Origin of the sequence: Enterobacter sp. 03-F-07-AD-ECC (assembly GCF_047530935.1) — a bacterium.
Taxonomy (GTDB): Bacteria; Pseudomonadota; Gammaproteobacteria; order Enterobacterales; family Enterobacteriaceae; genus Enterobacter; species Enterobacter cloacae.
Genome location: NZ_JBLKBZ010000008.1, coordinates 119,504 through 143,294 on the forward strand (window position 1 = coordinate 119,504; position 23,791 = coordinate 143,294).

A 23,791-nucleotide genomic window follows, 5' to 3' on the forward strand; every position below is an offset into this window, starting at 1 on the left:
GCCCTCTCCCACGGGGAGAGGGAGAAAACCGGAGTCAGGCTTAGCAATGTGCTCGATCGGTTCCCTCTCCCTTGAGGGAGAGGGCTAGGGTGAGGGGGAGAACACGGAACTTACCCGATCTGCCCATTCCCTAAATGCTTCACGCGGCGTTTCACCTCTTCCTGCTTACCGGCGTTGAACGGACGCGCATCCGGGCTGCCAAGATAGCCGCACACGCGGCGGGTCACCGATACGCGGGCCGCATCGTGGTTGCCGCATTTCGGGCAGGTAAAGCCTTTACTGGTACACTCAAACTCGCCGGTAAAGCCGCACTCGTAGCACTCGTCGATAGGCGTGTTGGTGCCGTAATACGGCACGTGCTGATAGCTGTAATCCCACACGTCTTCCAGCGCTTTAAGGTTGTGCTGGATGTTCGGGTATTCGCCGTAGCAGATAAAGCCGCCGCTGGCGATAGGGGGATAGGCCGCTTCAAAGTCAATTTTGTCGTACGGGTTAACCTTTTTCTCCACGTCCAGGTGGAAGCTGTTGGTGTAGTAACCTTTATCAGTCACCCCTTCCACAATGCCGAACTCGGCGGTGTCCAGGCGGCAGAAACGGTCACACAGGTTTTCGCTCGGCGTGCTGTACAGGCTAAAGCCGTAGCCGGTCTCTTCTTTCCACTGGTCAACGGCATCGCGCAGGCGCTGAACAATGGCGATGCCTTTCTCGCGCAGCGCGTCGCTGTCATACATATGCGTGTTGCCAAACAGGGCGTTGATGGTTTCGTGAATGCCTATATAGCCCAGCGAGATCGACGCACGACCGTTTTTGAAGATCTCAGACACGTCGTCGTCCGCTTTCAGACGCACGCCGCAGGCCCCTTCCATATAGAGGATCGGTGCCACGCGTGCCTTGACCCCTTCCAGACGGGCGATGCGGGTCATCAGCGCTTTACGTGCCAGCTGTAAACGCTCATCCAGCAGCGCCCAGAAGACGTCTTCATTACCTTTGGCTTCCAGCGCGATGCGCGGCAGGTTCAGGCTGATCACGCCCAGGTTGTTGCGGCCGTCATGCACCTGCTCACCATTTTCGTCCTCATACACGCCGAGGAAGCTGCGACAGCCCATCGGGGTTTTAAACGAACCGGTGACTTTCACCACCTGGTCGTAGTTCAGAATGTCCGGATACATGCGCTTGCTCGCGCACTCCAGCGCCAGCTGTTTAATGTCGTAGTTCGGGTCACCAAACTTATGGTTCAGACCGTCGCGGATGGCGAACACCAGTTTCGGGAACACCGCCGTTTTGCGGTTTTTGCCAAGACCGGAGATACGGTTACGCAGAATGGACTGCTGAATCAGACGCGATTCCCAGCTGGTTCCCAGACCAAAGCCGAACGTGACAAACGGCGTCTGACCATTCGCGGTATGCAGCGTGTTCACCTCGTACTCCAGCGACTGGAACGCGTCATAGCACTCTTTCTCGGTGCGGGAATGGGCGTAGCCGTCGGCATCGGGGATCTGCCACTCTTCCGCTGTTTTACGGTGCTTCTTAAAGCTGGCGGTGACAAACGGGGCCAGCACTTCATCAATGCGGTTAATGGTGGTGCCGCCGTAAATGTGGCTCGCGACCTGGGCGATAATCTGCGCCGTGACGGCCGTCGCCGTGGAGATAGACTTCGGCGGCTCAATCTCGGCGTTACCCATTTTAAAACCGTGGGTCAGCATGCCTTTGAGGTCGATCAGCATGCAGTTAAACATCGGGAAGAACGGCGAGTAGTCGAGATCGTGGTAGTGGATCTCACCGCGCTCGTGCGCCGATACCACGTCGCGCGGCAACAGATGCTGACGGGCGTAGTGTTTAGCCACGATGCCGGCCAGCAGGTCGCGCTGGGTCGGGATCACCTTGCTGTCTTTATTGGCGTTTTCATTGAGCAGGGCGGAGTTGGTCTGCTCGACCAGACCCCGGATTTCCTGATTCAGACGACCGCGCTTCTCACGCTGGACGTCGCGGTCGTGGCGGTACTCAATGTATGCGCGCGCTAACTGCTTGTAAGGACCAGACATCAGCTGGTTCTCAACCGCAGTCTGGATCTCGCTGATATCCACCTGGCTGCGTTCGTTCATCTGGCGGCTAACGACGTCTGCGACGGTGGCGCAGTAATCTGCGTCATCGACTCCCGCTGCTTTAGCTGCACGCAGAATGGCTTCCTGAATGCGCTCTGATTTAAACGGCACTTTACAGCCATCACGTTTCATCACATGCGGTGTCATGATCACTCCATTTTAAAAACAGGTTATCCACAGAGGTGGGGAAGTATGCACCGGGTGGATTATCAGCCAGCCCAATGACTTCCCGCGTTCCCGACCCTTGTTATCCACAATCCCGGAGAGCGGAGTCGCCGTATTGTTGTTGGAATAGTAGACGATAAATACAAGATGTTGGGTCGGCCAGCATTTTAAGTGCTACATATAGTGATTTGCATCAAACATGTTTGCGATTTTTTTGATTCAGAACAAAGTAAAAAGACGAGAGTACAAACGGCGGGCGCTGGAGCGAATGTAAATCCGCAAAGGAAAAATCTGATTAATTATTCAACAAAAACAGTAAAGTAAGCCGGGCGCTGCTGTTACGCCCGGCGGGAGATTACGCCTGTAGCCACCAGACGGCTTCAAACGGACGTAGCGTGGCGGTATGTGGGGCCGGGTAATTACTCATGACGGCCTGCCACTCACCACTGAGAACGCCTGATTCCCATTCATGAGACTGATGGCTGAGGTTAGCCACCACCACCAGGGTTTTCCCCTGCCACTGGCGGCGATAACACCACAGGAACGGATGTTCCGGCTGCAGATCCTGATAATCGCCCCACGTCAGCACCGGCAGGGTTTTGCGCAGGCGAATCAGCGACTGGTAGGTATAAAACACCGAATCGGGATCGTCCAGCGCCGCGCGGGCGTTGACCGTCTCGTAGTTGTCGCAGACGCCAATCCACGGCTCACCTTCGGTAAAGCCCGCATTGTGCGAGGCATCCCACTGCATCGGCGTGCGCCCGTTATCGCGCGACTTACTCGCCAGAATCGCCAGGAGTTCGTTCGGATCGCGGCCGTTAGCCCGCAGTTCGGCGAACATGTTCAGGCTTTCCACATCGCGGTAATCGGTGATGCGGCTGAAGTGCGGGTTGGTCATGCCAAGCTCTTCACCCTGATAGATATACGGCGTGCCCTGCATCCCGTGCAGCACCATGCCCAGCATCTTCGCCGCCGGTACGCGGTATTCGCCTTCATCGCCAAAGCGCGACACAATGCGCGGCTGATCGTGGTTACACCAGAACAGCGCGTTCCACGCTTTGTTATGCATCCCCTGCTGCCAGTGGTTGAAGAGGGTTTTCAGCGCCACGAAATCCGGTTTTGCCAGCGTCCATTTTTCGCCGCCGGGGTAATCCACCTTCAGATGATGGAAGTTAAAGGTCATCGACAGCTCGCGCCCGTCGAGAGACGCATACTGCTGGCAGTTCTCCAGCGAGGTGGAGGACATCTCGCCCACCGTCATCAGATTACGCGGCGTAAAGACGTCGCGGCTCATCTCCTGGAGATATTCATGAATGCGCGGCCCGTCAGTGTAGAAGCGGCGACCGTCGCCAATATCGTCATTCGGGAAAGCCTGATCTTTCGAAATCAGGTTAATCACATCCAGACGCAGGCCGTCCACGCCGCGATCGGCCCAGAACTCGCACACCTTTTTCAGTTCAGCACGCACGGCCGGATTCTCCCAGTTGAGATCCGCCTGCTCCGGGGCGAAGAGGTGCAGATAATACTGCTCGCTCTCGGCGTGCCAGCGCCAGGCGTTGCCGCCGAATTTGGAGCGCCAGTTGTTGGGAAGCTGCTCCGGCGTGCCGTCGCGCCAGATATAAAACTGGCGGTACGGGCTGGCTTTATTCAGTGATTCACGGAACCAGGCGTGCTGGGTTGACGTGTGGTTAAACACCATATCCAGCACGATGCGAATGCCGCGTTCATGCGCCCGGGCGACCAGCTCGTCAAAGTCATCCAGCGTGCCGTACGCCGGGTCGATGGCGGTGTAATTCGCCACGTCGTAGCCGTTATCCACCTGCGGGGAGATGTAAAACGGCGTCAGCCAGATGGCGTCAATACCGAGGGTTTTCAGGTAGTCCAGCCGCTGCGTCACGCCGCGCAAATCGCCGGTGCCGCTGCCGGTCGTGTCCTGAAAACTTTTTGGGTAAATCTGATAGATGACTCCGTTCTGCCACCAGTGAGGAAGGGTATTCATAATGCGTTCCTGCAAATGCGAAGGGGCGCAACTGCGCCCCGAAAGATGAAGTTAAACAATCTGCAGCGCGCCCTGACGGAACTTACGCTGGTAAACCACGGTGGTGAGCGCCATAGGGACAATGATCGCAATGGCCATCGCCAGGGCAAACACCTGCCAGAAGGCGGGCTGAATGGAGAGAATACCCGGCAGGCCACCAACGCCGATGCCGTTTGCCATCACGCCGTTGAGACCACACACCAGACCCGCCAGACCCGAGCCGATCATGGCGCAGAGCATCGGGAATCGGTATTTCAGGTTGATACCGTACATCGCCGGTTCGGTGACGCCGAGATACGCGGAGATGGCGGCCGGAACGGAAATTTCACGCTCGTTATGCTTACGGCTGACCAGAATAATGCCCGTTACGGCAGATGCCTGAGCGATGTTAGACAGCGCGATAATCGGCCAGACCGGCGTGCCGCCAAGGCTCTGGATCATCTGCATATCAATCGCCAGCGTGGTCTGGTGTACGCCGGTGATCACCAGCGGGGCGTACAGGAAGCCGAACAGCGCGGCACCAATCGGCGCGAAGCTGCCGGTCATCAGGTGACGGACGGCAAAGGCCACACCGTCGCCGATCATGCGGCCAAACGGACCGATAAAGGCGTGCGCCAGGAACACCGCCAGGATCAGCGAGCAGACCGGCACCACCACCAGATAGAGGTAATCTGGCACGATGCGTTTCAGGCGCGTTTCAATAAAGCCCAGCGCCAGACCCGCCAGCAATGCAGGGATAACCTGCGCCTGATAACCCACTTTGGCGATGGTGAACAGGCCAAAGTTCCACACTTCCGGCGCCTGCTGACCAAGTAAGTAAGCGTTCATTAACTGCGGAGAGACCAGCGTTACGCCGAGCACGATACCCAGAATCGGGGTACCGCCCATTTTACGCACGGCGGACCAGCAAATCCCCACCGGCAGATAGAAGAAGATCGCTTCGCCAATCAGCCACAGGAAGTCGTAAATGGTTTTCAGCGCCGGGTACATCTGCGCCAGGGTTTTGCCGTCGCTCATCGGCACATCACCGATGACGTTACGGAAGCCTAAAATTAAGCCCCCGCTGATCAGCGCTGGCAGCAGCGGGAAGAAGATCTCTGCGAAGTGGGAGATAAGCTGCTCGTGCCATTTCATATTCTGGCGCGCGGCCTTTTTGGCCTGCTCTTTATCTGCCGCGTTGTGCCCGGTAGTGGCGAGCAGAGCCTGATAGTAATCGCCCACTTCGGTACCAATAACCACCTGGAACTGCCCGGCGTTGGTGAAGCAGCCTTTCACCATCGAAAGCGCTTCAATCGCTTTCGGATTGGCTTTGGCCGGATCGTTCAGCACGAAGCGCAGGCGGGTAATACAATGGCTGACCGTCGCGATGTTTTCGCGACCGCCCACCAGGACGATCAGCTGATCGATATCTGCTTGTTTGACTTTACTCATCATGAAACCTCATGACAGATGGGAGGGGTGTAATGACCTGAGCGCAAGCCTACTCCTTCAGCGGGACGGCGAAAATGGGAACGTTCCCGAAATCGGGCGAAGATCACAATAAACCGATTTATGGGGGTTATGAAAGATGGACTGGAATGACGATTTGGCGGGGTTCTGCGCGCCCGTTGATCTGCTCAATAAGCTGTGCGGCCGCCTGACGGCCGGACTCGGCGTAGCCCGGATCGACGGTGATGATCTCCGGGTGCAGGAACTTCATCAGCGGGGTACTGCCTACGCTGGCAACCTGCAGCTCGTCGATGCGCTGTTCCTGTAAATATTTGCTCGCACCCAGCGCCAGGGTGTCGGTCGCGCACACCAGCGCGGTGGTCTGCGGGGTCAGCACGCTGGCGACTTGTTCATAGCCCTGCTTCATGCCAAGCCCGGGCAGGGAGGCCACGGCAGAGAGGTTGTGCTTTTTGCAAAACGCCAGATAGGCTTCGTGACGGCGTTTGCCGGTGGTGACGTCCGCGTGCGGTACGCCAAGATAGCTGATATGGCGATGGCCTTTATCGTACAGGCGCTGCATCAGGGTAATAATCGCCCCTTCATCGTCATAGCAGACGGAGGCAAATCCGTGGGCATCGCGTGCCAGCAAGACCAGCGAGGGTTGCCAGGGTTTGAGCATCTCCTCTTTAATGCCGGTAAAGCCAAACAGGACCACCCCGTCGATGTTGCGTCGCGCCAGCATCCCCAGATGCTCTTCCACCAGCTGTGGCGAGAACTGGCTCTCCATCATGATTGGATCGTAACCCTGCTCATAGAAGGCGGGCAGCATGGTCTGTACGGCGAGGTTTTCAGAGAGGGAATCCAGACGCGAGACAATAATGGCGACCACTTTATCGCTCTGTCCGCGCATGGCGCGTGCGGAACGGGAAGGTGAAAATCCGTGCTGATTCATCACCGCCTCGACGCGCTCGCGCGTGCGTTCGCTGACACCGCTCTCGTTGTTCAGCACGCGCGACACGGTGGATTTCCCCACGCCGCTTAAACGCGCAATGTCTTTAATCGTAAGGCGGTTTTGCATGCTGTATTCCCTGTAACAACGATAACGGTGTCAAATGAGCCTAATGCTATAGCGCTAATTCGCTATGGGCAAAGTCTGGTTTACGTTCGGTTTATTTGAGGGTGGGTATAATACCGCCCGACGCGCCGCTTAGGGTACGGTTAAATCCTTATACTGCGCGGCGTACCCCTTATTTTTACTTACCGGAGGCGACATGGATCCCGATCCCACACCTCTCCTGACCAGGAGAACCCCTTCTTTCCGGTAAGCCAGCCTTGTGCTGTCTCACCGGTGATGTGAGGCAGCAACGTTCTGAACGTTCCTGCTTGAAAATTTAAGTGCCTGTCAGGTACGGCTTTGCCACGCCTGCAGGAATGACTGCGTCCGCCCTGGCGGATGCGGGGGAATGACTATGTTTAAAAATATCACCCGGCAGCTGCAGGCGCTGTTGAGCCGCCACCTGCCACACCGTCTGGTTCAGCGCGATCCGCTGCCAAACGGCAAAAATTTCTCCGGCGCCACTATTCCCGCCAGCCTGACCGAGCGTTGCCTTAACGTGGCGGCGATGGATGAGAACGAAGTCTGGCGCGCCTTTAACGGACACCCGGAAGGGCTGAATGCGGCTGAAGTGCAAAAAATCCGGGCCGTGCATGGCGATAACCTTATTCCGGCGCAAAAACCGGCGCCGTGGTGGGTGCATCTGTGGATCTGCTACCGCAACCCCTTCAATCTGCTGCTGACGGTGCTGGGCATTATCTCTTATGCCACTGAAGATCTGTTTGCCGCAGGCGTTATCGCCCTGATGGTGGGGATCTCCACGCTGCTGAACTTTATCCAGGAAGCGCGCTCCACCAAAGCGGCGGATGCCCTGAAGGCGATGGTCAGCAACACCGCGACCGTGTCGCGAGTCATTAACGATCTGGGTGAAAACGCCTGGGTCGAACTGCCCATCGACCAGCTGGTGCCGGGCGATCTGGTGAAGCTCGCCGCCGGGGATATGATCCCGGCGGATTTACGCATCATCCAGGCGCGCGATCTGTTCGTGGCCCAGGCCTCGCTCACCGGGGAGTCCCTGCCGGTGGAAAAGGTGGCGCGGAGCCGCGATCCGCAGCAGATGAACCCGCTTGAGTGCGACACCCTGTGCTTTATGGGCACCACGGTGGTCAGCGGCACGGCGCAGGCGATTGTTACCGCCACCGGCGGCAATACCTGGTTTGGCCAGCTTGCCGGACGTGTGACAGAGCAGGAGAGCGAGCCGAACGCGTTCCAGAAAGGGATTGGCCGCGTCAGCATGCTGCTGATCCGCTTTATGATGGTGATGACGCCGATTGTGCTGCTGATCAACGGCTACACCAAAGGCGACTGGTGGGAAGCCGCGCTGTTTGCGCTCTCCGTGGCGGTTGGCTTAACGCCGGAAATGCTGCCGATGATTGTCACCTCCACCCTGGCGCGCGGGGCGGTGAAGCTGTCAAAACAGAAGGTGATCGTCAAACACCTCGACGCCATTCAGAACTTTGGCGCGATGGACATTCTCTGCACCGACAAAACCGGCACGCTGACGCAGGATAAAATCGTGCTGGAGAACCACACCGATATCGCCGGTAAAACCAGCGAACGCGTGCTGCACAGCGCCTGGCTGAACAGCCACTACCAGACCGGGCTGAAAAATCTGCTCGATGTTGCGGTGCTGGAAGGGGTGGATGAAGAGTCTGCCCGCTCACTCTCTGGCCGCTGGCAGAAGGTGGATGAGATCCCGTTCGATTTTGAGCGCCGCCGGATGTCGGTGGTGGTCAGCGAGCAGCCGGATGTGCACCAGCTGATCTGCAAAGGCGCGTTGCAGGAGATCCTCAATGTTTCCACCCAGGTGCGCTACAACGGCGACATCGTGCCGCTGGACGACACCATGCTGCGCCGCATCAAACGCGTCACGGATAACCTGAACCGTCAGGGGCTGCGGGTGGTGGCGGTGGCGAGCAAATTCCTGCCTGCGCGCGAGGGGGACTATCAGCGTATCGACGAATCCGATCTGATCCTCGAGGGTTATATCGCATTCCTCGATCCGCCGAAAGAGACCACCGCTCCGGCGCTGAAAGCGCTGAAGGCCAGCGGGATCACCGTGAAAATCCTTACCGGCGACAGCGAGCTGGTGGCCGCCAAAGTGTGCCACGAAGTGGGGCTGGACGCGGGTGACGTGGTGGTAGGCAGCGATATCGAACACCTCAGTGACGACGAGCTGGCTCAGCTTGCCCGACACACCACGCTATTTGCCCGCCTGACGCCGATGCATAAAGAGCGCATCGTCACCCTGCTGCGTCGCGAAGGGCACGTGGTGGGCTTTATGGGCGATGGTATCAACGATGCGCCCGCGCTGCGTGCGGCGGATATCGGTATCTCCGTGGACGGGGCGGTGGACATCGCCCGCGAAGCGGCAGACATCATCCTGCTGGAAAAGAGCCTGATGGTGCTGGAAGAGGGCGTGATCGAAGGGCGTCGGACTTTTGCCAACATGCTGAAATACATCAAAATGACCGCCAGCTCCAACTTCGGTAACGTCTTCAGCGTGCTGGTAGCGAGCGCGTTTCTGCCGTTCCTGCCGATGCTGCCGCTGCATCTGCTGATCCAGAACCTGATGTACGATGTCTCTCAGGTGGCGATCCCGTTTGATAACGTCGACGACGAGCAGATCCAGAAGCCGCAGCGCTGGAACCCAGCGGATCTGGGGCGTTTTATGCTCTTCTTTGGCCCGATCAGCTCCATCTTTGACATCCTGACCTTCTGCCTGATGTGGTTTGTGTTCCACGCCAATACACCGGAACATCAGACCCTGTTCCAGTCCGGCTGGTTCGTGGTGGGGCTGCTGTCGCAAACGCTGATTGTGCATATGATCCGCACACGTCGTATTCCGTTCATCCAGAGCCGTGCCGCCTGGCCGCTGATTGTGATGACGGGGATTGTGATGGCGCTCGGCATTGCGCTGCCGTTCTCACCGTTGGCCAGCTACCTGCAGCTGCAGGCCTTACCGCTGAGCTACTTCCCGTGGCTGGTGGCGATCCTCGCGGGCTATATGGTGCTGACGCAGATGGTGAAAGGGTTTTACGCGCGTCGGTATGGGTGGCAGTAAAAACATACCCTCACCCTAACCCTCTCCCTGGAAGGGAGAGGGGATGATTACACCCTCTCCCCTTTGGGGAGAGGGCCGGGGTGAGGGGACTGGCTTTCCTCTCAAATTCAACAACCTGTGATCTCCGTCGGCGCATTCGCTTGACGACAAATTGAGCGCATGTTACCAGAATGTTTTGCCTGTATTTGGCCCGTCAGATAAGGAACATTCATGTTACGGTACAGCCTCTTAACCGCCGGGCTGCTGCTCGGCGCGTCAGCGTTTGCCGCCCCGGCAGGCGATCTTCCCCTGATGCCCTGGCCTGCGAAGGTTGAACGCCCGACCACTCAGGGCGCGCTGGTGCTCAATAATCAACTCTCCGTAAGCGTCAGCGGAGACGATCTCGGTGACGCCGTTAACCGCCTGCGCCAGCGCATTGCCCTGCAAACCGGCTGGACGCTGCAGCCGCAGGCCGACAAACCCGAAAAACCGACCATCCGCATTGCCATTGCCAAAAAAGTGAAGCCGCAGCCGCTGCCGGACAGCGACGAAAGCTATAAGCTGACGGTGGATGCCAACGGGGTGGATATCTCCGCCAACACCCGCTTCGGCGCGCTGCGTGCCATAGAAACGCTGCTCCAGCTGGTGCAAAACGGCGCGGAAAACACCTCTGTACCGTGGGTGACCATTGAAGATTCCCCGCGCTTCCAGTGGCGCGGGCTGCTGCTGGACTCGGCGCGCCACTTTATCCCGCTGGCGGATATCAAACGCCAGATCGACGGTATGGCCGCGGCAAAACTCAACGTGCTGCACTGGCATTTAACCGACGATCAGGGCTGGCGTTTCAGCTCAAAGCGCTATCCTAAGCTGACCCAGCTTGCCAGCGACGGGCTGTTCTACACGCCAGAGCAGATGCGCGAGATTGTCCGCTATGCTGCCGAGCGCGGTGTCCGCGTGGTGCCGGAGATCGATATGCCAGGCCACGCCTCGGCCATTGCCGTGGCCTACCCGGCGCTGATGAGCGCGCCGGGGCCGTACGAAATGGAGCGCCACTGGGGAGTCTTAAAGCCGGTGCTGGATCCGACCAAAGAGGCCACTTACGCGTTTGCTGACGCGATGGTCAGCGAACTGGCGGCGATCTTCCCCGATCCTTATCTGCACATCGGTGGCGATGAGGTGGACGACAGCCAGTGGAAAGCGAATCCGGCCATTCAGCAGTTTATGCGCGGCCACAAGCTGGCGGACAGCCACGCGCTGCAGGCGTATTTCAACCGCAAGCTGGAAACGATCCTTGAAAAACACCACCGGCAGATGGTGGGCTGGGATGAGATCTACCATCCCGATCTGCCCAAAAGCATTCTGATCCAGTCCTGGCAGGGGCAGGATGCGCTGGGACAGGTGGCGCAGAACGGCTACAAAGGGATCCTCTCGACGGGCTTCTATCTCGATCAGCCGCAGTCCACCGCTTACCACTACCGCAATGAGATCGTGCCGCAGGCCTTAAACGGCGTGGACGTGATTGCCGACACCGACAGCGCCCAGAGCTGGGCCTTCTCCATGCCGCGTCTGAAAGGCAAGCCGGTCGAAGGCAGCTTTACGCTGGTGAAAGGGGAGTCCGGCTGGCGCGGATTTATTGATTTTGCCGGCAAGTCCCGCCGCGCGGTGGACAACATTGCGTGGCGCGATGACAATCAGGTGACGTTTACCGTTGATACCTGGATGGGCGAAACGCGCCCGGTGGTGTCGGTTGATAACGATAAGCTCACGGGTTATTTCCTGGTGGGGAATGTCCGCTACCCGATCAGCGGCACGCGTCTGGATGAGGTCCCTAAAGGCACTCCGCCGGTGGTGCCGGATATCGCGCATCAGGTTAATCTGCTTGGCGGAGAAGCCGCGCTGTGGGCGGAAAACGTGGTGGCGCCGGTGCTGGATATCCGTCTGTGGCCGCGTACCTTTGCGGTGGCGGAGCGGTTATGGTCCGCGCAGGATGTTACCGATGTCGACAACATGTACACCCGCCTGCAGGCGATGGACAGCTGGTCGACGGTCTCGGTCGGGCTGCAGCAGCACACCCAGCAGCAGGTGCAGTTCACGCGCCTTGCCGGGAATGCCGATACGCTGCCGCTGCAAATCCTCGCCCAGGCGGTGGAGCCTGCGCAGTATTACACTCGTCAGCATCTCAAATTTCAGGCCGGAAACTACCATCAGTTTGAGCCGCTCAACCGCTTCGCGGATGCGCTGAACGCTGAAAGCGCCACCGTGCGCCAGATGAACAAATGGGCCGACCGTCTGGTGAGCGACGCCGAGGATACCGAAAGTGCCGACGCGCTGCGCCATGTGTTTAACCGCTGGCAGAGCAATACCAGCGACGCGCTGGCACTGAGTGAAAACAGCTATCAGCTGAAGGCGATCAAGCCGGTGATTCAGGAGGTGGATAAGCTGGCCTCGATTGGCCTGAGGCTCACCGATCTGGTAGCGCGTCAGGGCACGCTGGACGATAAAGAGATCGCCTCAATTCAGAGCGAGCTGGATAACGCGGCGAAGGTTCAGGACGAAGTGGTGATTGCGGCGGTGTACCCGCTGGAGACGCTGCTGCGCGCGACGCGGAATCAGTAGACAACCTTTACCCCTCACCCCAACCCCTCTCCCCAAAGGGGCGAGGGGCTCGATCGGTTCCCTCTCCCCTTTGGGGAGAGGGTTAGGGGGAGGGGACTAGTGCTTAAGCACCCACGCCTCTTTCCAGTGTGAACCGGTGCCCGGCTCAAACTGGGTCGCATACTTGCTCCACTGCACGCAGTAGCCGCTGTACGGGAAAGGCTTACACTGGTAGGTCTTACCGTCTTTTGGCTGCAGCACCACGGTGCCTGCTTTGTACGACGCGATGTTATCCGGGAAGATGTAATCATGCTGACCGGTGCTGTTGTCCGCCGCGGCTTCCTCTTCCAGCATCAGGTTCAGCACATCCTGCGCAAACAGCGTGCCGTCTTTATTGGTGGCGTAGTACTTCAGCATGTGGTGACCCGCCTCAACGCCGATCAGCGTCAGGGTGACGTCCTGATTCACGTTATTCATCTCCTGCTTCAGGTACCCTTTTTCCGCCCCGTGATGGTTCATGACGTGGGCTTCGAAATCGACGTTACCGTGGGTATTCACATGGAAGGTGACGGTCGCATTGCCGTTCTCGATTTTGCTGTAGTGCAAATTGCTGACGGCGATGGTTTCATTGACCTCTGCCTTCTGCTCTTCGTACGAAATCGCAACGGACTGCAGGGCGCTGCCCTCTTTGACGAATACGCTGTTCGCGCCATGGACCGGGCTAATCTCGCCGCCCTCATCCTTCACGCCGACGCGAATGTCCTGGTGCGCGGTATTAATTTTCTGCGCCAGATCGTACGACCACTGGTTAGCATCCCCCTGCGCGGCCGTGGCGATCGTTATTTCTGTACGCAGGGAGGTTACTTCACCGTGCGCATCGAAGAAGCGGGCAATGACCTTATCGCCGACGTTCAGGTTATTTCCTGCAATCTGGCCGCTGAGGACCTTGCTCCACTCTGATTCGATGCTGGCACCGTCATCCGGGGTAACATTGCCGCCGTTACCAAAATCAACGTCAATGGCCTGGTAGAAACTGTTTGAGGTATCCGCTATTTCCCAGACGCCATAAATCACCTGGTAACCCGTTCGCGCAGGTACATTACAGGTCATGGCTTTGCGCATCGCGGGGCCTGGCCATTTCCATTCACGGTACAGAACGGGGTTAATTCAAACTGATCGCGGGTCAGGGGTTTATTCGGATCCCAGTTTTGTTTGGTGATGTAGTAACGCCAGTTGGTGGTTTTGTGCGGCGCGGTGTGATACCAGACAAACTCATGCGGGCCGGCGGTTATGGGGCTTTTCGTCCACGCGTTCAGGCTCTGTTTATCCAACTGGGAGTAATTCGCAATCCCCGCGCTGGCAAGCTGGCCGTCTGGAGGCATCGCACCGCCCGGGAAGCCGGAGGTTTTCTCCACGCTCTGCGGTTCATACTGAACGGAGCCACAGTCAATGTTTTGACCGAGCTTGCACATATAAGCGCGGCTGGCAGGAGACTCAATATATCCGTGCGCTAAAGCGGATGAGGCAACGGTCAGGGTCGCCATCGCAAGGGCAATCTTTGATAATTTCATTGTTAGTCCATTAATAATAAATACGCAGGGTGATGTTATTAATGGCGGGTGGGGAAGGTCATGCTGTGGTGAGAGGAAAAATAACCAAAAAAAATGGACAGCCGAAGCCGCCCATTCTCTGCTGCTATCAATCAGCGACGTACGGCAATCGCTTCGATTTCAATTTTCACGTCTTTTGGCAGACGAGCCACTTCCACGCAGGAGCGCGCCGGGAAAGAGGCGTTATGCTCAGTAAAGAATGCTTCATAAGTAGCGTTAACGGTGGCGAAATCGTTCAGATCTTTCACGAAAACGGTGGTTTTCACGATGTCGCCTACTTTCAGGCCTGCGGATTCCACAATCGCCTGCACGTTTTCCAGCGACTGACGCGCCTGCGCCGCTACGTCGGCTGGCACTTCACCGGTCTTCGGGTTCACCGGGATCTGGCCAGAGGTAATAATCATGCTACCCAGATCAACGCCCTGAACGTATGGGCCGATAGCCGCTGGTGCATTTTCCGTCGCGAGTACTTTGGTCATGATTTCTCCAGAATAACAGCTGATTTAAGAGTCCCGGCCATTATAGGGAGGCCGGGATCCTTTACCAACCTCAATTAGTTGGCCAGCACCACATAATGAGAAAACTCTTTTTCGCAGTATTTGCATTTGAGTGCGATGTCATCGGCGCGTTTTTTCACTGCGAAGCTGGAGGAGACCGGCTCCGCGTGGCTGATGCAGTTGCTGTTCGGGCAAACCAGCACGCTCTCAATCCGCTCCGGCAGGCTTGGGCGTGATTTGCCCACCACGTCGTAATTGTCGATGCGGTTAACGGTGGCGTCCGGCGCGTACAGCGACAGCTGGTTAACCTGCTCGTCGGTCAGGAAAGTATTCTCGATCTTGATCAGGTCCTTGCGGCCCATTTCGCCTGACGGCAGATTCAGGCCGATGGTGATGCGCTGGTCGGTTTCGGTCAGTTTAAACAGCGTCAGCAGCTTAAAGCCGACCTGCGCAGGGATGTGGTCAATCACGGTGCCACGTTTGATGGCTTCAACCTGGAGTTTGTTATCGTGTGTCATTGTCGTTTCCCCTTACAGAGCCAATTCGCGATTCAGAACCAGTGCCAGTAACGCCTGGCGGGCGAAGATGCCGTTTCCGGCCTGCTGGAAGTACCAGGCGTGCGGCGTTTTATCTACGTCTGTGGTGATCTCATCGATGCGTGGCAGCGGGTGCAGCACCTTCATGTTGTCGCGCGCGCCCTCGAGGTCGCTGGCGCGCAGCACAAACTGCGCCTTCACGTTGGCGTACTCGGACGGATCCAGACGCTCTTTCTGCACGCGGGTCATATACAGAATATCCACGTTGCCCATCACCTCTTCGATGCTGGCGTGCAGGCTCCACGGAATGCCTTTTTCATCCAGCATGTCGAGAATGTACTGTGGCATCGCCAGCGCGTCCGGGGCGATGAAGAAGAAGCGGTTGCCGTTGAATTTCGCCAGCGCCTGGGTCAGGGAGTGAACCGTGCGGCCATATTTCAGGTCACCTACCATGGCGATGTTCAGGTTTTCCAGACGGCCCTGGGTCTCCTGAATGGTGAACAGATCCAGCAGGGTTTGCGTCGGGTGCTGGTTGGCACCGTCACCGGCGTTCAGCACCGGAATACCGCCGGAGAACTCGGTCGCCAGACGGGCCGCGCCCTCCTGCGGGTGACGCATTACAATCGCGTCAACGTAGGTGCTGATCACTGAAATGGTATCCGCCAGGGTTTCGCCTTTTTTACCCAGCGACGTGTTACTGCTGTCTGAGAAGCCCACCACGCTCGCGCCCAGGCGGTGCATGGAGGTTTCAAAGGAGAGGCGCGTGCGGGTCGAGGCTTCAAAGAAGCAGCTCGCAATCACCTTGTGCTTCAGCAGCTCCGGTTGCGGATTGGCCTTCAGTTTTGCCGCGGTTTCCAGAACCAGTTCCAGCTCTTCGCGGCTGAGGTCGTTTATGGAAATGATGTGTTTTTGATAAAGCGGATTCATGTTTATCTCCTGACGCCGGGCAAAAAAAAGCCCCTCAAATGAGGGGCTCTGGGAATAGGTTTAGCAACGGGAAGAAAAACGGCAGGCCAGCGTCTGATTTCAGACGCGGTAAGACGTTATGTCGAACACGCTTGACCATGCTTCCTCCCGGCAAATTGTCGGGCATTATACGCACCCCGATGTCCGGATCAAGCAATTTAATGCACGCTTTACTCAATGCAAACGGTTCTTTATGAATATTAATGCGTTCTGAGTAAATAATTAATTTGCTTATGCACCAGCGCGGTACGTTTCACCACCCGGGGGGCGACCCAGACAATACTGCTTCCGGCAACCACGCCTAAAATTTCCGGTAACTGGTGATAATCCAGAATGCGCGCCACCGCGCGGCCATATCCGGCCACGGTATGAATAAGGATAAATTCGCTATTATGCTCCACGCTGACCACCATTTCGGAAACGGTACGCGCGGCGTCGGGGGCAGGGCGCAGAAGAGGATTCAACGAATAAATCTTTAGCCCTTTGGCATTTCGAATTTTTATGACACCAAGCAACTTGAGCAGACGTGAAACGGTGGACTGGCTGATGGTCTCAAAACCACGCTCCTGCAAATCGCGGCGAATCTCTTCCTGGGAGAGATAGCTTTTTTCTGCGATCAGGCGCTGACAGACCGTCAGCTGTAGCTGTTCTTTTGGAGAGTAATCACCATATTCCGTCATAACTATTTCCCATGTAAGTGGCTGAAACAAAACGCCCGGTGGCGCTACGCTTACCGGGCCTACAACGTCAAAACATCACAATACTGCCCCCAGGCTTAACGCCACCATGATCACCACCGTGAGTATCCCCAGCAGCGGCGCCACCCATTTCAGGTAGCGCACATAGGGCACGCGGGCGATAGCCAGCCCGCCCATAACCACCGCGGAGGTGGGCGTCACCAGGTTAACGATACCGGAGGCTGACTGGTAAGCCGTGACTACCAGGTCGCGGTTGACGTTAGCGAAATCGGCAAGCGGTGCCATGATCGGCATCGTCAGAACGGCCAGGCCGGATGAAGAAGGCACAAGAAACGACAGCACCACTTCCAGCCAGTACATCACGTTGATAAACGCCACCGTGGATAACCCGCTGACCAGCCCTTCCGCGCTGTGCAAAATGGTGTGGGTAATCATGCCCTTATCCATGATGACTACGATACCGCGGGCGATGCCGATAATCAGCGCGACGCCCAGCAAATCTCGTGCGCCGTTGATAAACGTTGAGGTCAGCTCCTCTTCGCTCATGCGGGCGATAAGCCCCACGATAATGGCGCTGGCGAGAAACACCGCCGAGATCTCCGCCATCCACCAGCCCAGCACCGCCACGCCGTAAATCATCACCGCGAAGGCGAGGGCGAAAATGACCAGGATGATTTTGCGTACCGGGGTAAATTCCAGCGTCTGTGCGTCCTTGTTACCGAGGAAATGGGCGCGGTTCTCTTCCTGTTTGTCTGCAACGATGGAAAGAGACGGATCCTGGCGCACCTTACGGGCGTAACGCATTACCCATGCCACGCAGATGATCCAGCCGATGACCAGCAGCGCCACGCGCAGGGCGATCCCGTTGGTGAAGGGGATCCCGGCGGCGTTGGCGGCGATCACCGTGGCGAAGGGGTTGATGGTAGAGCCGAGCGTGCCGATCCCCGCGCCGAGCAACACGGTGGAGGCCGCAACAACCGGATCAAAACGGGCGGCCAGCATCACCGGCACCAGCAGGGTGTAGAACGGCAGTGACTCTTCGGCCATGCCGTAGATGGTGCCGCCTGCGGCGAACAGCGCCATCAGGATCGGGATCATCCACTCTTCACGCCCGCGTAATCGCGTGGTGACGCGCTCGATCCCGGCGTCGATCGCCCCGGTTTTGGTGACGATCCCGAGAAATCCCCCGATGATCAGAATAAACAGCGCTACGTCGATCGCCCCGGCCTGGCCGGACTCCGGATCGTACAGCCCGGCAATGGGAGCCATCAGTACGGAAACCAGCCCCTGCGGGTGGGCCGCCACGTGCGCGTAGGTCCCGGCAACCGGCACGTCCTTGCCGAGCGCCTCGTTCATTGCCATATGGTACTGTCCGGCCGGAATAATCCACGTCAGCACGGCCACGACGGCAATCAGAAAAAAGAGAATGGTGTAAGCGGAGGGAAACTTAAACTTGCCCATGATGTTCTCCTGAACCCCGGCGCACCCCGTGGCGCGCCGGGCGGTGATTAGTCGCCGAGTGTCGCCACCATGACGGCTTTTATGGTGTGCATACGGTTTTCTGCTTCGTCGAAGACAATAGAGTTTGGTGATTCAAAGACCTCTTCCGTCACCTCCAGCCCTTTCAGGCCGTAGGCCATCTCAATTTCGCGGCCCACTTTGGTGTGTTCGTTGTGAAACGCCGGCAGGCAGTGCATAAACTTGACGTTCGGGTTGCCGGTGGCCTTCATCACCTGCGCATTGATTTGATACGGCTTCATCAGGCTGACGCGCTCGGCCCAGGCTTCCTTCGGCTCTCCCATGGAGACCCACACGTCGGTGTAGAGGAAATCGGCTCCCTGCACACCTTCTTCTACGTCGTCGGTAAGGGTGATGCGTGCGCCCGTTTCTTTGGCGATGGCGCGGCACTGCTCAACCAGCCCCGCTTCCGGCCAGAAGGACTTTGGTGCCACCAGGCGGATATCCATCCCCATCTTGGCCGCACCGACCATCAGCGAGTTGCCCATGTTGTTGCGCGCGTCGCCCAGATAGGCAAAGCTCAGCTCCGGCAGGGTTTTGCCCGGCGAGTGCTCCAGCATGGTCATCAGATCGGCGAGGATTTGAGTGGGGTGGAACTCGTCAGTCAGGCCGTTCCATACCGGCACACCCGCGTACTCGCCCAGCTCTTCAACGATGGCCTGGCCGTAGCCGCGATACTCGATGCCGTCATACATGCGGCCCAGCACGCGGGCGGTGTCTTTCATCGACTCTTTATGACCAATCTGTGAGCCGCTTGGGCCGAGGTAGGTGACCTGCGCGCCCTGGTCAAATGCGCCCACTTCAAAGGCGCAGCGGGTACGGGTGGAGGTTTTTTCAAAAATCAGGGCGATGTTTTTCCCGACCAGGGTTTGCTTCTCACGTCCGGCTTTTTTGGCGGCCTTCAGTTCGATGGCGAGGTCGATCAGGTACTGGATCTCCGCCGGGGTATAGTCCAGCAGTTTGAGGAAGTTGCGGTTTTTCAGGTTGATGGTCATGTGGGAAATCCTTTTTAAAATTTTGCTGTCTGGTGCCCTCACCCCGGCCCTCTCCCACGGGGAGAGGGAGAGTCGGGTGAGGGGGAAGTTATTCAGTTACGAATCAACGTGCCTTTCTCGCCCGCGAGGATCTCCGCGCCGTCGGCCAGCGCGCCGATCCCGGCAATCCCGTTGCAGGCCTCAACAAACTCGCGGCAGGCGGCCACTTTCGGTCCCATCGAGCCGGCGTCGAACGCCATGCCCTTGAGCAGTTCCGGCGTCACCTGTGCCAGCGGACGCTGGGTTGGTTTGCCCCAGTCGAGGTACACCGCGTCGGCATCGGTGAGGATCAGCAGGGCATCCGCCTCAATCTGGCGCGCCAGCAGGGCGGCGGAGAGGTCTTTGTCGATCACCGCCTCGATGCCGTGATAGCCGTTGGCGTTTTCCACCACCGGCACGCCGCCACCGCCGTTGCAGATCACCAGGTGGTCGCGCTGGATCAGCGCCGCGATGGCATCGCTCTCAACGATGCGTTTCGGCTGCGGAGAGGGCACCACGCGGCGGAAGTAGCTGCCGTCGGCCTTGAACACCCAGCCTTTCTCTGCCTGCAGCGTTTTTGCCTGGGCTTCGCTGTAGACCGGGCCGATGTACTTGGTCGGGTTGCTGAAGGCCGGGTCGGCGGCGTCCACCTCCACCTGGGTGAGCAGCACGCTCACCTCGCGCTGGGGCAGGCTGTTTTTCAGCGCCTGCTGGAGCATGTAGCCGATCATCCCCTGGCTTTCGGCGCCGAGAACGTCCAGCGGGTAGGGGGCGACTTTGTCGTAGGCGCTGTTCTGCAACGCCAGCAGCCCGACCTGCGGCCCGTTGCCGTGCACCAGCACCACGCGCCACTGCTCCGTCAGCCCGGCGATGGTACGGGCCGCGAGATCGATGTTTTTACGCTGGATCTCGGCTTCTAGCGGTTCGCCGCGTTTGAGCAATGCGTTGCCGCCCAGGGCCACAACCAGAGTGGGTTTTCGTTCCATAGTGGCTCCTTAAATTCCGTCGCGTTCCAGTGGGCAGCTCATGCAGCGCGCGCCGCCGCGACCGCGTCCCAGTTCGTCGCCCGGGATAGGCAGCACGGTGATCCCCGCTTTGTCGTATTTCTCGTTGGTCCAGACGTTGCGCTCATAGCCGATCACCACGCCCGGGCGGATGGTGAGCACGTTGTTGGCGTCGTTCCACTGCTCGCGTTCAGCTTCAAAGGCGTCGCCGCCGGTGGTGATCAGGCGTACCTGATTAATGCCGAGCGCTTTCTCGATGGCGTGCAGCAGGTCGGTTTCCTGGGTGCGCAGCAGGCCGCCGCGTCCGTCCGGGGTGAGCGTCCAGCACTGGGCGTCTTTACGCACCACTTCCGGGTAGACGGAGAAGGTGTCCACGTCGATGTGGGTCATGACGGTGTCGAGGTGCATGCAGGAGCGGTGTTTTGGCAGCTCAACGGCAATCACGCGCTCGGCCTGGCGATGTTTAAACAGGCTGTTAGCGAGGAACTCCACGCCCTGCGGGGTGGTGCGTTCAGACATGCCAATTAATACCGCACCGCGGCCAATCACTAATACGTCGCCGCCTTCCAGGGTGGCGTGGTCATAATTAATATTCTCGTCGCCGAAATACTTAATAAATTCGCCATCGGCGAATGCCGGGTGCCAGCGATATATGGCTCGCAGGTTATTGGTTTCACGCTGGCGGGCCGGTTTGGCCATCGGGTTAATGGAGACGCCGTTATAAATCCAGCACGAGGTATCGCGGGTAAATAAATGGTTTGGCAGCGGCTTCATAATAAAATCATTCGCCGTGTGGGTATCCACCACCATATTTTTAATCGCCGCCGGAATTTCACCGTAGGTTAATCCGCCGCTCAGTCTGCGCGCCAGTTCCCGGTGCGGCATATCTGCCAGCCAGCCGCGCACGTCGCTGGCAAAGGTTGGGCCGAGACGGTAGTCGGAGATTTGCGTCTCCAGCAGCCAGGCTTTCGCCTCTGCAATATCAAGCGTTTGAGTGAGAAGGTCGGTCAACAGCAGGACTTCCACACCCTGCTCGCGCAGCGTGTTTGCGAAAATGTCATGCTCCTCACCCGCCCGCTCAACCGAGAGCACATCATCAAATAACAGCTCCTGACAGTTTGATGGCGTTAAGCGTTTAAGACTTAAATTAGGGCGGTGCAGCATCACGCTACGCAATTGACCAATTTCAGAACCGACATAATGCTTTTCCATAATTATTCCTTTAACTGTTTTTCAGAATAAAAAGGGCATGCGCCATATTCGTGTAATGATATGGCGGCTAAGCTCAATTGATTTCGTGGTCAATAGTAGGCGCTTAAATAAACCGTATTGTGACGTTGCTCACGTGAAATTAGGTATTGAGTGGTTTGTTTTCATTTGCATGATTCGCATCAGATAATGATTAATTTGATATTATTAGCCGGTGAATAGCTAAGCAGGATCTGTTGGCATTATTTGAGGTTGTTATTATTTTGTAGAATTTAATGTTTTGACATATTTGGTTATGATATTGATTTTAAATGATTTTATTTCCTGTGCGGAATGGCTATGCACAATAGCCAATTAACTATTTTTGACTTAAGAAAAATCAATAAATAATTATGGAATTTAATAGCAAATAATCAAAATGATAAAGTGTGAAGCTGGCGCGAGTTTTATGATGAAGGCAGTACAATCAGTGAGTTAGCGACACGGCATCGTCACGACGCGCTGAGGTTATGCATAACAACTGCATAAATGCCTGTGAGGGATTAACAGCAGATTAACACCTTTCCCGATAAACATGCGTTCGCGCAACTCTCCGCGAAAAAGGGCTGGTATGGCAGTTTGAATTCTCGTATAAAAGATGAAAATGAAACAGTGTTTTATTATGAGGGTTTAATTATGATTATCGGCAACATCCACCATCTGCAAGCCTGGCTACCGGAACCCCTGCGTCTGGCCATCGAGCACGTTAAGGCCCACGTCATCGACGCCACCCCGCCGGGCAAGCATGACATCAACGGCAGCAACCTGTTTTATCTGGTCTCCGAAGACATGACCCAGCCGTTTGCCGAGCGCCGCGCGGAGTACCATGCGCGCTATCTGGACATTCAGATTGTGCTCAAAGGGCAGGAAGGGATGACGTTCAGTACCTTGCCACACGGCACGCCGGACACCGACTGGCTGGCGGATAAAGATATCGCGTTCCTGCCGGAAGGCGAGCAGGAGAAAACCGTGGTGCTGAGCGAAGGGGATTTCGTGGTGTTCTGGCCGGGTGAAGTACATAAGCCGCTGTGCGCGGTGGGGGCGCCTGCTAAGGTCAGGAAAGTGGTTGTTAAGATGTTGGTGGAGTAACCCCTTACCCCTCACCCTAACCCTCTCCCCGTGGGAGAGGGCCGGGGTGAGGGCACCAGACCGCACCCACGCATAATGTGATCCAGCTTAAACTTCCCACACTCCCTCCTCATCTCTCATTTACCTGCGCTTTTTCTGCGTCATAGTATGATCGTTAAATTAATGAACGCAGTTCTATAATGTAGAACAAAATGATTCAGCAAGGAGATCTCATGCCGCAGTCCGCGTTGTTCACGGGAATCATTCCCCCTGTCTCCACCATTTTTACCGCCGATGGCCAGCTTGATAAGCAGGGCACCGCCGCGCTGATCGACGATCTGATCGCGGCAGGCGTTGACGGCCTGTTCTTCCTGGGCAGCGGCGGTGAGTTCTCCCAGCTCAGCGCCGAAGAGCGTAAAACCATTGCCCGCTTTGCTATCGATCATGTCGATCGTCGTGTGCCGGTGCTGATCGGCACTGGCGGCACCAACGCCCGGGAAACTATTGAACTGAGCCAGCACGCCCAGCAGGCGGGTGCGGACGGTATCGTGGTGATCAACCCCTACTACTGGAAGGTGTCTGAAGCGAACCTGATCCGCTATTTCGAGCAGGTGGCCGACAGCGTCACGCTGCCGGTGATCCTCTATAACTTCCCGGCGCTGACCGGGCAGGATCTGACGCCGGCGCTGGTGAAAACCTTGGCCGACTCGCGCAGCAACATCGTCGGCATTAAAGACACCATCGACTCCGTGGCCCATCTGCGCAGCATGATCCACACCGTCAAAGCCGCCCATCCGCACTTCACCGTGCTGTGCGGCTACGACGATCATCTGTTTAATACCCTGCTGCTCGGCGGCGATGGGGCGATCTCGGCCAGCGGCAACTTTGCTCCGCAGGTGTCGGTGAATCTTCTGAAAGCCTGGCGGGATAAAGACGTGGCGAAAGCGGCTGAGTATCATCAGACCTTACTGCAAATACCGCAGATGTATCAGCTGGATACGCCGTTTGTGAATGTCATTAAAGAGGCGATTGTGCTCTGCGGCCGCCCGATTTCCACGCACGTGCTGCCGCCCGCCTCTGCGCTGGACGAGCCGCGTAAGGCGCAGCTGAAAACCCTGCTGCAACAGCTCAAGCTCTGCTGAGTCGGA

General features: G+C 57.4%; 17 protein-coding genes and 1 pseudogene. 4 read left to right on the plus strand and 14 right to left on the minus strand.

Features of this window, described 5'->3' with window-relative positions:
* Positions 1 to 110 precede the first annotated feature (110 nt).
* The 4 genes from nrdD to treR form a co-directional block, all read right to left on the minus strand.
* Complete coding sequence (gene nrdD, locus ACMWKA_RS14495) at positions 111 to 2,249, minus strand: anaerobic ribonucleoside-triphosphate reductase (protein WP_058660602.1); 2,139 nt, start codon at positions 2,247 to 2,249, stop codon at positions 111 to 113.
* Positions 2,250 to 2,622: 373 nt separating this feature from the next.
* Positions 2,623 to 4,266: an alpha,alpha-phosphotrehalase gene (gene treC, locus ACMWKA_RS14500; protein ID WP_414760362.1), complete on the minus strand. Its 1,644-nt coding sequence runs from the start codon at positions 4,264 to 4,266 to the stop codon at positions 2,623 to 2,625.
* Between the two features lie 51 nt (positions 4,267 to 4,317).
* Positions 4,318 to 5,736, minus strand: a complete 1,419-nt coding sequence (gene treB / locus ACMWKA_RS14505) for a PTS trehalose transporter subunit IIBC (protein WP_038420863.1) — start codon at positions 5,734 to 5,736, stop codon at positions 4,318 to 4,320.
* 127 nt (positions 5,737 to 5,863) lie between these two features.
* The gene (treR, locus tag ACMWKA_RS14510) at positions 5,864 to 6,811 is read right to left on the minus strand and encodes a trehalose operon repressor TreR (protein WP_048971362.1); all 948 of its coding nucleotides are present in this window, start codon (positions 6,809 to 6,811) and stop codon (positions 5,864 to 5,866) included.
* A gap of 391 nt (positions 6,812 to 7,202) precedes the next feature.
* On the opposite strand from treR, the gene mgtA reads away from it, so the two are divergent.
* Complete coding sequence (gene mgtA, locus ACMWKA_RS14515; protein ID WP_038985657.1) at positions 7,203 to 9,911, plus strand: magnesium-translocating P-type ATPase; 2,709 nt, start codon at positions 7,203 to 7,205, stop codon at positions 9,909 to 9,911.
* A gap of 210 nt (positions 9,912 to 10,121) precedes the next feature.
* Positions 10,122 to 12,506, plus strand: coding sequence for a beta-N-acetylhexosaminidase (locus ACMWKA_RS14520; protein ID WP_414760363.1), 2,385 nt, complete (start codon positions 10,122 to 10,124; stop codon positions 12,504 to 12,506).
* Between the two features lie 96 nt (positions 12,507 to 12,602).
* Here ACMWKA_RS14520 and gbpA read toward each other — a convergent pair.
* From gbpA to arcA, 10 genes and pseudogenes are all read right to left on the minus strand, one after another.
* Positions 12,603 to 14,056, minus strand: a pseudogene (gbpA, locus tag ACMWKA_RS14525) (N-acetylglucosamine-binding protein GbpA).
* A 131-nt stretch (positions 14,057 to 14,187) separates the two neighbouring features.
* Positions 14,188 to 14,574 carry a 2-iminobutanoate/2-iminopropanoate deaminase gene (gene ridA, locus ACMWKA_RS14530; RefSeq protein WP_006810315.1) on the minus strand — a complete coding sequence of 129 codons (387 nt, stop codon included), beginning with the start codon at positions 14,572 to 14,574 and terminating at the stop codon, positions 14,188 to 14,190.
* A gap of 74 nt (positions 14,575 to 14,648) precedes the next feature.
* A complete protein-coding gene (gene pyrI / locus ACMWKA_RS14535) occupies positions 14,649 to 15,110 on the minus strand; it encodes an aspartate carbamoyltransferase regulatory subunit (protein ID WP_013095364.1) in 462 nt (153 codons plus the stop codon).
* A gap of 12 nt (positions 15,111 to 15,122) precedes the next feature.
* A complete protein-coding gene (pyrB, locus tag ACMWKA_RS14540) occupies positions 15,123 to 16,055 on the minus strand; it encodes an aspartate carbamoyltransferase (RefSeq protein ID WP_014830458.1) in 933 nt (310 codons plus the stop codon).
* Between the two features lie 34 nt (positions 16,056 to 16,089).
* The gene (locus ACMWKA_RS14545) at positions 16,090 to 16,194 is read right to left on the minus strand and encodes a pyrBI operon leader peptide (RefSeq protein ID WP_022646880.1); all 105 of its coding nucleotides are present in this window, start codon (positions 16,192 to 16,194) and stop codon (positions 16,090 to 16,092) included.
* Between the two features lie 100 nt (positions 16,195 to 16,294).
* Entirely contained in the window at positions 16,295 to 16,774 is a 480-nt protein-coding gene (locus tag ACMWKA_RS14550) for an arginine repressor (RefSeq protein ID WP_013095367.1), read from the minus strand.
* 75 nt (positions 16,775 to 16,849) lie between these two features.
* Entirely contained in the window at positions 16,850 to 18,253 is a 1,404-nt protein-coding gene (locus ACMWKA_RS14555; RefSeq protein ID WP_029883481.1) for a YfcC family protein, read from the minus strand.
* 47 nt (positions 18,254 to 18,300) lie between these two features.
* Positions 18,301 to 19,305, minus strand: a complete 1,005-nt coding sequence (gene argF, locus ACMWKA_RS14560; RefSeq protein ID WP_013095369.1) for an ornithine carbamoyltransferase — start codon at positions 19,303 to 19,305, stop codon at positions 18,301 to 18,303.
* Positions 19,306 to 19,397: 92 nt separating this feature from the next.
* The gene (locus ACMWKA_RS14565; protein WP_013095370.1) at positions 19,398 to 20,309 is read right to left on the minus strand and encodes a carbamate kinase; all 912 of its coding nucleotides are present in this window, start codon (positions 20,307 to 20,309) and stop codon (positions 19,398 to 19,400) included.
* A gap of 9 nt (positions 20,310 to 20,318) precedes the next feature.
* Positions 20,319 to 21,539 (minus strand): arginine deiminase, encoded by a 1,221-nt coding sequence (gene arcA, locus ACMWKA_RS14570; RefSeq protein WP_013095371.1) that lies wholly within the window; start codon positions 21,537 to 21,539, stop codon positions 20,319 to 20,321.
* 672 nt (positions 21,540 to 22,211) lie between these two features.
* Here arcA and ACMWKA_RS14575 point away from each other — a divergent pair.
* Together ACMWKA_RS14575 and yagE are read left to right on the plus strand one after the other, a co-directional pair.
* Positions 22,212 to 22,664, plus strand: a complete 453-nt coding sequence (locus ACMWKA_RS14575) for a YhcH/YjgK/YiaL family protein (RefSeq protein ID WP_414760364.1) — start codon at positions 22,212 to 22,214, stop codon at positions 22,662 to 22,664.
* 212 nt (positions 22,665 to 22,876) lie between these two features.
* Positions 22,877 to 23,785, plus strand: a complete 909-nt coding sequence (gene yagE / locus ACMWKA_RS14580) for a 2-keto-3-deoxygluconate aldolase (protein WP_058662016.1) — start codon at positions 22,877 to 22,879, stop codon at positions 23,783 to 23,785.
* Positions 23,786 to 23,791: the final 6 nt, after the last annotated feature.